The organism is Hymenobacter gummosus (assembly GCF_003970915.1).
Classification (GTDB): Bacteria; Bacteroidota; Bacteroidia; order Cytophagales; family Hymenobacteraceae; genus Solirubrum; species Solirubrum gummosum.
This window is the reverse complement of record NZ_RXOF01000019.1, coordinates 64155-76256: the sequence shown is the minus strand read 5'-3', so window position 1 is coordinate 76256 and position 12102 is coordinate 64155. Positions and strand designations below refer to the sequence as shown.

Here is a 12102-nt window from a genome sequence, read left to right as displayed (position 1 = left end):
GGCCGCTGCCCCCGGCCCGCGCCGGCGGCCTAGCCCGTCTTTCGTTTCTTGCCGGCCCTGCCGCCTTCTACCCTTCCCGAATGAGCCGCCCATCCGCGCCGGAGCCGTCTATCCGCTTTTTTCTGGCCCTGGGCCTGGCGCTGCTCGGCGCCATCAGCCTGTTTCTGGCCCTGCTGTACGGCCCGAGCACCTACGCGGCCCTGGCCCAGCTGCGCCAGCAGCGCTACCACGACGGCACGTTTCGCTACCTCGACCTGGCCCTGACCTTCCCCGCCTACGCCCGGGCCAAGGCCCTGCTGCTGGTGCTGCTGGCCGGCAGCGGAGCCGCGCTGCTCTGGCAATGGCGCCGCCGGGGCCGCTGGTACCAGGAGCTGGCCGCCCTGGCCCGGGAGTGGCGCACAGCCCCGCCCCTGCTGGGCGCCTGGCGCCGCCTGCCCGCCGGGGCCCGCCGCACCGCGCTGGCCCTGCTGGCGCTGCTGACGCTGGTGCGCCTCTACTACTTACTGCACTACCCCCTGTACGGCGACGAGGTGGTGAGCTACCAGTATTTCGTGCGGCCGGGCGTATTGGCGGCCACCAGCTTCTACCCCATTCCCAACAACCACATTCTGTACAGCGCGCTGTGCTGGCTCAGCAGCCAGCTGAGCGGCAACATCTACTGGACGATGCGCGTGCCCACCTTCCTGCTCGGCACCGCGGGCAGCGCCGTGGTGGGCCTGCTGCTGCTGCGGCGCGTGGGCTACCGGGCCGCCCTGCTCACTACCCTGCTGTTCGGCTTCTTTCCCTACGCTCTGTTTCAGAGCGCGGTGGGGCGGGGTTACCTCCTGCTGGCCTTGTGCGGGCAGCTGGGCTTTGTGGCCGCGGTGGCTTTGCTGCGGGGCACGGCCCGGCCCCGCCTGGCTTGGGCGGCGCTGGTGCTGAGCAGCCTGGCCGGGCTCTACGCCATGCCTACTTACCTGCTGCTGTTTGCCAGCCTGTTCGGGGCCCTGGGGCTGGCGGCCCTCGGGCGGCGCGACGGACCCGGGCTGCTGCGCCTGACGCTGGCCGGCCTGCTCACGGGCCTGCTGACGGTGCTGCTGTACGCGCCGGTGCTGGTGGTGTCGGGACCGGCGGCCTTGTTCGGCAACGACTACGTGAGTCCGCGGCCCGGGCACAGCGTCTTCGAAGCCCTGCACTACGCCCAGCACATCGAGGGGCAGCTGCTGGGCTACGGGCCGCTGGGGCTCTGGCCCACGCTGGCGCTGAGCCTGGGCTGGCTGGCCCTGCTGCGCTGGTGGCGCCCGGCCCGGCCCTACCGCGCCCTGGTGCTGGCGGCGCTGCTGGCCCTGTGGCTGCCCTACCTGCTGCTGGCTGTGCGCGAGGTGTACCCGCCCACGCGGGTGCTGTCGTACCGGGTATTTTTCCTGCTGCTGCTGGGCGCCCTGCTGGCCGAGCTGCTGCTGCGCTGGCGGCCCCTGGCCCCGTTGCGGCGCCGGGTGCTGCTGTCGGTAGGGCTGCCGGTGCTGCTGTGGGCCGGAGCGGGCCTGGTGCCGTTTCAGCGCCGCGCCGCCGACGAGGCCCAGCGCAACGCCCGCGTGGAGGCCGCCGCCCGGTGGCTGCGCCGGCAGGGCGCCCACCGGGTGCTCACCGACCACGGCCACTACCAGGTGTATTTGCTGCACTACAGCGAAGCCGCCGGCTGGCGCCTGCGCGTGGATGCCGCGCCGGCCCCGGGCATTGGCTACGAGTTTCAGCTGCTCGACAAAGCCGGCCACGCCGCGCCGCCCGCCGCCCCGCTGGTGCTGGAAAATGCCGACGTGCGCGTGTTCCGCCTCCTGCCGGCCCAGCCCTGACGCCGCGGCTGGGTTACGCGCTCCGGATGGCCCGATACGCCTCCCGCGCTATGGCCGGCGCTTCGGCGTAGGCGCGCAGCAGGCGGGCCAGGGCGCGCACGGCCGAGGCGCTGGAGGGCAGGCGGCAGGTGAGCAGCCGGGCGGCATCGGGCGCGCTGGCCGCAGCCAGCACCGGGCGGCTGGTCAAGCGCAACGGGGTGGTATGATTACCCGCTAGGCTGCAGGCAAACAGCAGCATCAGCAGGGGCGCAAGCTTGTTCATGGTCAGGGCGGAGTTGGGCGGCGGTAGAACTCGGTCCGCACGGCAGCGCGGCACCGAAGACAAAGGAGCGCCCAAATCCGCCCCGGCACAATCACATAAACGGGGGCCAAAAGCCGCTGAAAGGCCAGAAAAAGCCCCTTTTTGATGTGACGCATAGATATGTGGGGCCGACCCTGCGCCGGCTCGGCAGCGGCCTGCTCATCGAAGGCGGCAAGCTCCCGACCTGGCCGCCGGCCGCTGCATTTTCTGCCCAGACCGCCGACTGCCCCGCCGGGGCCGATGGGGGCTGTAGCGGCTACTTTTGGGCCGCCCCCGCCCGCAGCGCGTACCTTAGCCGCCGCGGCCCCGCGGCCGGTTTTCCACCCTGCTTTTCCATGCTGCACAGCTTTCTGTTCGCGCCCTTCCCCGATTCCGCCGCCGAAGCGCAGTTCGATGCCCTGCACGCGCTGCTGCAGCCCCTGGCCGAGGCCGACGAGGCCCCCTTGCTGCTACTGGGCAATCTGCCCCTGGCCGATGCCGATTCGCTCGACGCCGTGGTGGTGCGCCCGGCGGGCATCGTGCTGCTGCAGTTTATTGCCCGCGGCGGCTCCCTGCACATTCCGGCCCTGGGCCACAGCCCCTGGCAGCTGAGCGGCCAGCCCCTGCCGGGCCGGGGCAGCAGCGCCAACCCCTACACCGAGTTTCAGCGCCAGCAGCGCGCCCTGGCCGCCTGGTTGACGGCCCAGCCCGGCCTCGGCCCCATCCGCCCCGAAGTCATTGCCGGCATTGCCCTGTTTGCCCAGCCCGTCACCTTCGGCTCGGAGGTGGAAGCCCGGCTGAACGCGCTGACCGGCGCCGACCACTACCAGCTGCTCAGCAGTCTGCCCCACCTGCCGCGGCGGCTGCAGCGCCTGCAGGTGCCCGGCGCGGCCCTGTCCCCGGCGGCCCTGCAGCAGTGGCTGCAGCACCTGCTGACCGAATCGGCGGAAACGGCAAGCGCCGCCGAGGCAGAGGACAGCGGCGCCGAGGATTTCTGGACGCAAAAGGCCCGGCAGCTCTGGCGCTGGCTCGGGGCCGAGGACATTCCGCCCGACACCCAGTACGCCAGCTACGCCCCCGACGCGGCCGCCGAAAAGCAGCGCCTGGAGCAGGTGCAGCAGCAGGTGCGGGCCGAGCTGGACCAGCACACCCAGGCCGCCGCCGCCCGTGAAGCCGAGCGGGAACATATCATCCGGCAGCTCCAGCAGCAGCTGGCCGCCCAGGCCTCGGCCGCCGCGCCGGCCGCCGCCGAGCTGCAGGCCCGCCTGGCCGCCGAAACCCAGGAAAAAGAAGCCCTGCGCGAAGCCGTGCAGCTGGCCCGCGCCGAATCGGCGGCCCGCAACCGGGAGCTGGACGCTCGCATCGAGCAGCTCGGCACCCTTATTCAGCAGCTGCAGGCCCGGCCCGCCACCCCGACGCCCCCTGGCCCCACTCCGGCTGCGGCGCCGCCGGCGCGGCCGGCCGCCCACTCTCCGGCGCCGCCGGTTGCCCGGCCCGCGCCCCGCCCCACGGTTCGGCGGTACTCGGCGTGGCGGCTGCAGCCCTGGCGCGCGGCGGCCGTGGTGGCCGTGGTCATCGGGGTGGTGCTGGGCGGCTGGGGCCTCTGGTACCTGTATCAGCACCGCGCCAAACCCGCCCCGCCCCGCCGCGAAGCCCGCCGGGCGCCGCGGGAACAATCCGCCGCCGACGCAACCGCCCCGCCCGAAGAAGCCGCCCCGACGCCGGCCGAGCAGCAGCTCGAGGACCGGCTCAACAACCCCGTCATCGACTCCACCGGCGGCGCCCAGAGCGGCCCCGCGCCCACCGATTCGGTGCTGGCCCCCACGCCCGGCTACCTCGACGCCGATTCCGTCGAAGACGACGAGTAGACCCGCACATTCCACCTGAGCCCTAAACACAACCGCTGCCGGCCGGACCTCCGAAGAGGGCCAACCGGCAGCGGTTGTGTTTGGTTGTCGGTTGCGGGTTAGCGGCTATCTGCGCTGACCACCAATTACTCGCAATTAACAGCTTAAATTAATACGGCTTGGCTTCGTGCGACACGGCTTCGGCCTGGGCCACGGCTTCGGCGCCTTTGTTATTGAGGCCGTTGCCGTAGAATTGCTGCCCGTTGGAGCCCTTGGCCGATTTCAGGCCCTCGGCCACGCGGCGGCCGTACTCCTCGTCGCACTGGGTGAACAGCTCCACCATGCGTTGCTGCACCTCCGGCACGGCCCCGCTCAGGGCGTCCACCAGGTTGCTGACGAGGTCGTCCTTCTCCAGGTCGGAGTGCAGGCGCCACCGCTCCCCGGCTTGCCTGAAGTTGTTCTGCCGGTCGATGGGCTGGCGCACCAGCTTGGCGTTGTAGCTCGGGGTGTACTCCTCGCCCGACTTGGCGGCTTCCTTCAGCCCGTTCATGGAGCTGGGCTCGTAGTTGACGTGGTTGTTCTGGCCCGGCACCGTGTCCACGTGGTAGGCCATCTGCCCGTCGCGCTGGTTGGTGGCCACGTGCTTCTTGGGCGCGTTGATGGGCAGCTGCAGGTAGTTGGTGCCCACGCGGTAGCGCTGGGTATCGGAGTACGAGAAGGTGCGGCCCTGCAGCATCTTGTCGTCCGAAAAGTCCAGGCCGTCGACCAGCACGCCGGTCCCAAAGGCCGACTGCTCCACCTCGGCGAAGTAGTTCTCGGGGTTCTTGTTCAGGGTCATGCGGCCCACCGGCAGGTGCGGAAACTGGTCTTCGGGCCAGAGCTTGGTGTCGTCGAGCGGGTCGAAGTCCAGCTCCGGGTGCTCGTCGTCCGACATCAGCTGCACGCGCAGCTCCCACTGCGGGAAGTCGCCCTGGGCAATGTGGTCGAACAGGTCCTGGGTGGCGTGGTTGAAGTTCTTGGCCTGGATGGCCTCGGCCTCGGGCTGCGTCAGGTTCTTGATGCCCTGCAGCGGCTCCCAGTGGTACTTCACCAGGTGCGCCACGCCGTCCTTATTCACCCACTTATAGGTGTTCACGCCCGAGCCCTGCATCTGCCGGTAGTTGGCCGGGATGCCCCAGGGCGAGAACAGGAAGGTAATCATGTGCAGGGCCTCGGGCGTGTTCGAGATGAAGTCGAAGATGCGCCCGCCGTCCTGGCGGTTGGTCACCGGGTCGGGCTTGAAGGCGTGGACCAGGTCCGGAAACTTCATCGCGTCGCGGATGAAGAACACTTTCAGGTTGTTGCCCACCAAATCCCAGTTGCCGTCCTCGGTGTAGAACTTCACCGCGAAGCCGCGCGGGTCGCGCAGGGTTTCGGGCGAGTGGCCGCCGTGGATTACCGAGGAGAAACGCACGAACACCGGCGTCTGCTTGCCGGCCTGGTTGAAGAGCTTGGCCCGGGTGTACTTCTCGATGGGCTCGTCGCCCACCTTGCCGTAGGCTTCGAACACGCCGTGGGCGCCGGCGCCGCGGGCGTGCACCACGCGCTCGGGCACCCGCTCCCGGTCGAAGTGGCTCATCTTCTCCAGGAAGTGGTAGTTTTCCAGCGTTGCGGGGCCGCGGTTGCCCACGGTGCGCAGGTTCTGGTTGTTGGTGACGGGGTGGCCCTGGCGGGTGGTCAGGGTCTGGGCGCCTTCGCCCTCCGCCGTGCGCTGGTCCTGCGAGGTACCGGCGCCCGTGACGGCCGTGCCAGTGCCGTCGACGGGCGAGTGGCCGTTGCCGTTCGAGTGGCCATTGTGGCCGTTCTGCGGAGAATTGGGCTGATTGGGAGTCATAGGCGTAATGGGTTGAGGGTTGCAGGTACTATACCCCCAAGGTAGAAATTTGTTCTTGCTAGCGGAGAATAATTCTCCACTACGCCCCAATAACTGACCAAAAAATAATCCGGCGGACGAGCCTGCTCACCCGCCGGATTCCGTTGCGCGCCCCCGTTGCCCCAGCCGCTACAGCCTGGCCCGGCTGGCCACGGCGGCCACGCACAGGCCCATCACGGCAATCAGCGAGTAGGAAATGCGCAGCGAAGTGGCCCCGGCCACCATGCCGATAATGGGCGGGCCGATGAGGAAGCCCAGGAAGCCGATGGTGGACACGGCCGCCAGCGCCATGCCGGCCGACATCACCGTGGACTTGCCGGCCGCGCTGTACACCAGCGGCACCACCGACGAGGTACCGAAGCCCACCAGCATGAAGCCCAGCATGGCTGGCCCGAGCGTCGGGAAGAGCACCGCAATGAGCAAGCCCACGGCCGTGAGGCAGCCGCTGAGCTGAATCACGGCTTTGGGGCCGAGGCGGGCCGTGAGCCAGTCGGCGCCGAAGCGGCCCAGGGCCATGGTGCTCATAAAGGCCGTGTAGCCCGCGCCTACCCAGGCCTTGTCGGCGTGCACCACTTTTTTGAAGTACACCCCGCTCCAGTCGAACATGGCCCCCTCGCAGATGAGCGCGCAGAAGGCAATGGCCCCAAGGCTGAGCAGGGTACGGTCGGGCAGCACAAACAGGGGCTGCTCGGTTTCGTCCTCCGTGCGGGCGTGCGGCAGCAGGGCGCCCCAGCTCAGCACCGCCCCGAGCAGAATCAGCGCCAGGATGAGCAGGAAGTGGTATTCGGGCATCACGCCCCAGCCAATCATGGCCGTGCCGATGGCCGCGCCCGTGAAACCGGCCAGGCTCCACATGCCGTGAAAGGAGGCCATGATGGGCTTGGGGTACAGGGCCTCCACCCCCACCGCCTGGGTGTTGATGGAAATGTTCATCAGGTTGCTAGCGAAGCCGAACAGCACCAGGCAGGGCAGCAGCAGCCACAGGCTGGGCGCCCAGCCCAGGCCCACCAGGGCCGTGCTGTAAATCATGGCGCCGGCCAGGGCGGTGCGCCGGCTGCCGTACTTGTGCACCAGCCAGCCCGTGACGGGCAACGAGGGCAGCTGCCCCAGCGGAATGGCCAGCAGCAGCAGGCCCAGGTCGCCTTCGGACAGGCCCATGCGCTGCTGAATGGAGGGAATGCGCGAGGCCCAGCTCGCAAAAATCAGCCCTTGTAAAAAGAACCAGGTAGCCACCGCCAGGCGGTGAGTACGCGGAGTTATCTGTCCCGGCAATGCCAACGTAATCATGTGAGTCCCGGTCAAAGCGTTCAACCATACGCCGCCCAACGGGCGCGCTCTATCGGGGGTGGAAAATGGTTTAGTGCAGTTCGACAAAGTTACGGGGCGCCGCGTAAAGCGTTGGCTCGCGGATAAATACAAACGTTTGCGCTGCGCATTTTTTTCGGAGCCGCCGCGGTGAGCAGCTACTTATGCTCCAGCTGCCCCGCCCGCAACGACCTCTGAAACGCGAACAGGCGCCCCGATTGGGGCGCCTGTTCTACCGGCATCCGCCGGGTGCCGACGGGGGTAACGGAGGGCCGGCTGCCACTCCGGGGCCGTAGATACGGCGGCTACCCCGCTGCGAGTTAACCATTCCTCGGGCCTCGCGGCGGATGCGGGTATGTCGGTTGAGCATTGCGGCCGGGCTATTGCAGGCAGCTACAGCCTAAGCAAACAATGCAATTGCCTAAATATAGGTATATAACTCCCTTTTGCTTTTTTTGTTGTGGTCGGAGGCATTTGTATGTCATCGGCTGCTCTAATGCCCGCGCACCAGCAGGGCAATGCCGCCCACGATGAGCAGCAGACCCAGCGCCTGCGGTAGCGTAAGGGACTCGCGCAGCAGCACCAGCCCGAGCACGGCCGTCAGCAGTACCGAGCCGCCCACGATAACCGGCGTGCCCACCGACGACGGCACCCCGCGGCTGAAGACCACGAAGGTCAGGATTTCGGCCAGGCCCACGCCCAGCCCGGCCAGCGCCGCCAGCCCCAGGCCCTTGCCGCTGAGGGGCAGCGGCTGGCCCTGCAGCTTGAGCCGCAGCAGCCACACCGCGCCCAGGGCCGCGGCCACCAGCTGCAGCCACACCGCGCCCACGGCCGCCGGCACGTGGCTGGAAGCCAGCTTGATAAAGAAGTTGTAGAAGGCCAGCGCCAGGGCCGTGAGCAGGGCCAGTACAAGCCAGGGCACGGCTACTCCTCGTCGAAGCCGAGGCGCTGGAGCAGGTTCTGCTGCAGCGCCTGCCAGGCGGCGTGGTTTTCCGATTCGGCCCAGCGCTGCTGCAGCTCGGAGCTGCGTAGCACGGCTTCCACGGCTTCGATGGCCAGCTCCTGCAAGTCCTCCTGCCCGTCGGCGTCGAGGAGGGTGGTGGCGGGCAGCAGGCCCACGGGCATGTCCTGGGCGGGCTTGCCGATGATGGCGGCCACCAGCTCGGCGGCGGCCAGGGCCTGGCTGGCGTCGGCGGCCTCGATTACGCCTTCTTCCTCGGCCACGGTGGCCAGGGCCTCGTAGAGCACGGCCTCGTTGGGCCGCTGGCGAAAATCCTCGGCGAAGTCAGCCGCCGCGTCGTTGTCGAAATTGTGGTAGTCCCAGGTGGCCATAGGAGGTTTTGTGGTGATGAGTCAGGGTGACGCCGTAGCCCGCCGGGCCGATTGCCGGCTGGCGGCGTACTTTGCATAATCAAGCTGTTTTAGGGCTCATTCAACGAATAAACCGATGTGTAGATACGCTTTTCACCAGTACAAAGCCACGTACGCCTGCTTCCAGTGCCGCAAAGGCTTCAAGCGCCGCAACGCCGAAGACCTGCTACCAGAACACCGCCACCCCGAAACCCCGGCCCGCTGCCCCGGCTGCGGCGGCCCCACGCGCAACCTGGGCCGTGACCTGAAGCTGCCGAAGCAGGCGCAAACGGAGCAATGGGCGGCCATTGAGTACCTGGCCAACAACCGCTTCAACTTCTTTTCCTGCGGCTGCGACGGTATCGGTGTGGTGCCCCAGAGCCTGGCGGAGGCCCAGCAGCTGGTGGAAGCGCGGCGGCAGAAATCGGCCGGGGAGCAGTTGCTGGGACGTATAACAGCCGTCTAGTACCTGACCTAAGTCCTCTACTCATGTTTTTATCTGATTCCCAGTTGGTGGCTTTGTTCGGCTGCTGTTCTGTGCTCGTGTTGGGAGTGATTATCGTTGGCGTTATCAAAGCTTTCCAGCGCGAAATAGACTTGAAGGCTACGGGCATCCGCACCACCGGCACAGTAGTGCGCAACAAGATTTGCTGGGGCCGCACGACCGTAGTCCGGCCGGTTGTTCGCTTTCAGACGCAGTCTGGACAGACGGTAGAGCGGCTAGAAGAGTACGGTGTCGCCCTACTCATTCCGAGGTACAAAGCTGGCGAGTCGGTGCAGATCATCTACAACCCCGCCGACCCATCGGACTTTACCATCGTCTGAGGCCGCCCCACGCCTACCGGAATTTCTCCTTCAGCAGCTCGATTTCCACGGCCGGGGCCACCTTTTCGTACAGGATGTGGTAGGCGGCCGAGGTAATGGGCATGTTCACCCGCAGGTCCTTGTTGACCTCGAAGATGCTCTTGACGGCGTAGTAGCCCTCGGCCACCATGTTCATTTCCATCTGCGCCGACTTCACCGAGTAGCCGCGGCCCACCATGTTGCCGAAGGTGCGGTTGCGCGAGAACTGCGAGTAGGCCGTCACCAGCAAGTCGCCCAGGTAGGCCGAGGCCGACAGGTCGCGGGGCTGCGGGTTCAGGGCGTAGAGGAAGCGGCGGATTTCCTGCACGGCGTTGGCCACCATCACGGCCTGGAAATTGTCGCCGTAGCCCAGGCCGTGGGCCACGCCGCAGGTCAGGGCAATGATGTTCTTCATCACGGCGCAGTACTCGATGCCGTCGAGGTCGGCGGCGGCGTGGGCCTTCACGTAGCGGTTGCGCAGCAGCTGCGAGAAATCCTCGGCCAAGGCCAGGTCGGGCGAGCCGATGGTCAGGTAGCTCTGCTTTTCCAGGGCCACTTCCTCGGCGTGGCAGGGACCGGCCACGCAGCCCATTTTCTCGCGGCTGAGCCGGAACCGCTCCGACACGTAGTCCGTCACCAGCTCGTTGCGCCCCGGAATCATGCCCTTGATGGCCGAAATGACCCGCTTGTTTTTCAGCGCGTCGCGGTCCAGCTTGTCCAGCGTTTCCTTCACGAAGGCGGCGGGCACGGCCAGCACCACCCAGTCGGCTTCCTTCACCACGTCCTCCACGTCGGTCGACGGAAACACGCGGGTGAGGTCGAACTGCACCGAGGAGAGGTAGCGCGGGTTGTGGCGGGTGCGCTGCAGGTGCTGCACGTCCTCCTTGTGGCGCAGCCACCAGCCCACGCGGGCACCGTTTTCGGAGAGAATTTTGGCTAGTGCGGTGGCCCAGGAGCCGCCGCCAATCATGGCAATTTTTTCCAAGGGGAATGCGAGGGAAATGGAGTCGGAAGAAGCAGCGTGCCCGTAGCGCGGGCTTCAGCCCGCGTCCGTCGAATAGTATAATCCGCCCAGCCGGTGCAACGACAACCGTTCGGACAAACGCGGGCTAAAGCCCGCGCTACAGCGCTACGAAAGGCCGATTTTAGCCAAAAAAAGCGAAAGGCCGGGCCGAACGCTCGTTCGGCCCGGCCCCTGCCGGCAGCAACCGTATCCGTTGCTTATTCTTTGCCTTCGCTCTCGCCTTCCTTCAAGGCGGCGCGGTTCAAGGACTTGGCATCCTTCACCGTCACCAGCGCCCCGTCCTTCAGGGTTTTCGACACGGCCCGGAACGGCCCGCTCACAATTTCTTCGCCGGCCTGCACACCGGAGAGGATTTCGATGTGGTCGAAGTCGCTGATGCCGGTCTTGACGGGCGTCAGCACGGCCTTGCCGCCGCGCACCACGAACACCACCTCCTCGATGTCGCCCTTGGGCTTGGCCTCGTCGCCCGCGGAGCTGTTGCCGCCGCGGCCGCGGCCCACTTTCACCCCGCTGCTTTCCGGCTTGTCGTTTTTGGCCAGGGCGCTGTCGGAGCGGGTCGTCACGGCGGCCAGGGGCACGGCCAGGGCGCCGCTCTTGCGGTCGGTGATGATGTCGACGGAGGCCGTCATGCCGGGGCGGAAGGGCACCACCGTACGGCCGCCCACCGTGCGCACCAGCTGCCGGTACGACTCGGGCAGCAGGCGCACGCGCACCTCAAACTCGGTCACGGCCTCGGCGGTCAGGGCGTCCTTGGCCGTGTTGGCAATGCTGGTCACGATGCCGCGGAACTTGATGTTGCGCGAGGCGTAGGCGTCCACTTCCACGTCGGCCGAATCGCCCAGGTCCACGTTGCTCACGTCGTTTTCGTTCACGTTCACGCGCACCTCCATGGAGTTCAGGTTGGCAATGCGCATGATTTCGGTACCGGTCATCTGCGAGGTGCCTACTACCCGTTCGCCCTTCTCCACGTTGAGCTTGCTCACGGTACCGCTCACCGGGGCGTAGATGGTGGTTTTGTCGAGGTTGCGGCGGGCTTCCTCCAGGCCGGCCTGGGCCGAGCGCACCGAGCTTTGGGCGGCTTTGATGCTGGCCCGGGCCGAGTTGATTTCCTCCTGCGAGGCTTCATAGGCGGCCTTGGCCTGCTCGTACTCCGCCTGCGAAATCACCTTCTGCTTGTAGAGCGAGGCGTTGCGGCGGTAGGTCAGTTCGGTTTGCTTGGCGTTGGCCATCAGCTGCTGCAGCCGCGCCTGCGACTGGCCCACGTTGGCCTGCTGGGTGCCCACCATGGCCGACTGCTGGCTGACCATGGCCTGGTAGTTGTCGGGACGGATGCGCAGCAGCAGCTGGCCCTTGCGCACGGAGTCGCCCTCGCGCACGTACAGCTCCGTTATTTCGCCCGATACGTCCGGCGAAATCTTCACCTCCGTTTCGGGCTGCACCTTGCCCGAGGCGCTGACCTTCTCCACGATGTTGGCCGGGGCGGCCTTGTCCGTCAGCACTTCGGTGCCTTCCGGCTTCCCAATCCAGCCCTTTTTCTTGGCCGTCACCCCGCCAATGACGAGCAGCACGAGCACGCCCAGCAGGATCCACAACAAGCGGTTGTTTTTCATTTGACTGTTAAATTGTTGAATGGCTAAATGGCTGGTCGCCTAGGCACGACAAGAAATAGCTAAACGGCTAGCTGACCGTCGTTCAACCCGGTTGAACGA

Annotated in this window: 11 protein-coding genes; 4 read left to right on the top strand and 7 right to left on the bottom strand. The window is 67.0% G+C overall.

Annotated features, from left to right (window positions below; all coding sequences use genetic code 11):
- Positions 1-80 precede the first annotated feature (80 nt).
- Complete coding sequence (locus EJV47_RS24520) at positions 81-1832, top strand: glycosyltransferase family protein (protein WP_126695852.1); 1752 nt, start codon at positions 81-83, stop codon at positions 1830-1832.
- A 13-nt stretch (positions 1833-1845) separates the two neighbouring features.
- Here the strand turns inward: EJV47_RS24520 and EJV47_RS24515 are convergent, their stop codons facing one another.
- Complete coding sequence (locus tag EJV47_RS24515) at positions 1846-2094, bottom strand: hypothetical protein (RefSeq protein WP_126695851.1); 249 nt, start codon at positions 2092-2094, stop codon at positions 1846-1848.
- A 374-nt stretch (positions 2095-2468) separates the two neighbouring features.
- Here EJV47_RS24515 and EJV47_RS24510 point away from each other — a divergent pair, with 374 nt between their 5' ends.
- Positions 2469-3980, top strand: coding sequence for a hypothetical protein (locus tag EJV47_RS24510; protein ID WP_126695850.1), 1512 nt, complete (start codon positions 2469-2471; stop codon positions 3978-3980).
- 148 nt (positions 3981-4128) lie between these two features.
- Here the strand turns inward: EJV47_RS24510 and EJV47_RS24505 are convergent, their stop codons facing one another.
- The 4 genes from EJV47_RS24505 to EJV47_RS24490 all read right to left on the bottom strand — a co-directional run bounded on the left by EJV47_RS24505 (position 4129) and on the right by EJV47_RS24490 (position 8508).
- Positions 4129-5832 carry a catalase gene (locus EJV47_RS24505; RefSeq protein ID WP_126695849.1) on the bottom strand — a complete coding sequence of 568 codons (1704 nt, stop codon included), beginning with the start codon at positions 5830-5832 and terminating at the stop codon, positions 4129-4131.
- A gap of 168 nt (positions 5833-6000) precedes the next feature.
- Positions 6001-7104 (bottom strand): MFS transporter, encoded by a 1104-nt coding sequence (locus tag EJV47_RS24500; protein WP_243651305.1) that lies wholly within the window; start codon positions 7102-7104, stop codon positions 6001-6003.
- Positions 7105-7669: 565 nt separating this feature from the next.
- The gene (locus tag EJV47_RS24495) at positions 7670-8098 is read right to left on the bottom strand and encodes an EamA family transporter (RefSeq protein ID WP_126695847.1); all 429 of its coding nucleotides are present in this window, start codon (positions 8096-8098) and stop codon (positions 7670-7672) included.
- A 2-nt stretch (positions 8099-8100) separates the two neighbouring features.
- Entirely contained in the window at positions 8101-8508 is a 408-nt protein-coding gene (locus EJV47_RS24490; protein WP_126695846.1) for a DUF4259 domain-containing protein, read from the bottom strand.
- A 115-nt stretch (positions 8509-8623) separates the two neighbouring features.
- Between EJV47_RS24490 and EJV47_RS24485 the strand changes: the two genes are divergently transcribed.
- Both EJV47_RS24485 and EJV47_RS24480 read left to right on the top strand, forming a co-directional pair.
- A complete protein-coding gene (locus EJV47_RS24485) occupies positions 8624-8992 on the top strand; it encodes a hypothetical protein (protein ID WP_126695845.1) in 369 nt (122 codons plus the stop codon).
- A 23-nt stretch (positions 8993-9015) separates the two neighbouring features.
- Positions 9016-9351 (top strand): DUF3592 domain-containing protein, encoded by a 336-nt coding sequence (locus tag EJV47_RS24480; protein WP_126695844.1) that lies wholly within the window; start codon positions 9016-9018, stop codon positions 9349-9351.
- Positions 9352-9364: 13 nt separating this feature from the next.
- Here the strand turns inward: EJV47_RS24480 and EJV47_RS24475 are convergent, their stop codons facing one another.
- Together EJV47_RS24475 and EJV47_RS24470 are read right to left on the bottom strand one after the other, a co-directional pair.
- Entirely contained in the window at positions 9365-10354 is a 990-nt protein-coding gene (locus tag EJV47_RS24475; RefSeq protein WP_243651304.1) for an NAD(P)H-dependent glycerol-3-phosphate dehydrogenase, read from the bottom strand.
- A 236-nt stretch (positions 10355-10590) separates the two neighbouring features.
- Entirely contained in the window at positions 10591-12003 is a 1413-nt protein-coding gene (locus EJV47_RS24470; RefSeq protein WP_126695842.1) for an efflux RND transporter periplasmic adaptor subunit, read from the bottom strand.
- Positions 12004-12102 lie beyond the last annotated feature (99 nt).

Coding starts and splice junctions, on each gene's coding strand:
- EJV47_RS24470 (WP_126695842.1), bottom strand. CDS start 12,003: ATGAAAAACAACCGCTTGTTGTGGATCCTGCTGGGCGTGCTCGTGCTG.
- EJV47_RS24490 (WP_126695846.1), bottom strand. CDS start 8,508: ATGGCCACCTGGGACTACCACAATTTCGACAACGACGCGGCGGCTGAC.
- EJV47_RS24515 (WP_126695851.1), bottom strand. CDS start 2,094: ATGAACAAGCTTGCGCCCCTGCTGATGCTGCTGTTTGCCTGCAGCCTA.
- EJV47_RS24505 (WP_126695849.1), bottom strand. CDS start 5,832: ATGACTCCCAATCAGCCCAATTCTCCGCAGAACGGCCACAATGGCCAC.
- EJV47_RS24510 (WP_126695850.1), top strand. CDS start 2,469: ATGCTGCACAGCTTTCTGTTCGCGCCCTTCCCCGATTCCGCCGCCGAA.
- EJV47_RS24485 (WP_126695845.1), top strand. CDS start 8,624: ATGTGTAGATACGCTTTTCACCAGTACAAAGCCACGTACGCCTGCTTC.
- EJV47_RS24520 (WP_126695852.1), top strand. CDS start 81: ATGAGCCGCCCATCCGCGCCGGAGCCGTCTATCCGCTTTTTTCTGGCC.
- EJV47_RS24480 (WP_126695844.1), top strand. CDS start 9,016: ATGTTTTTATCTGATTCCCAGTTGGTGGCTTTGTTCGGCTGCTGTTCT.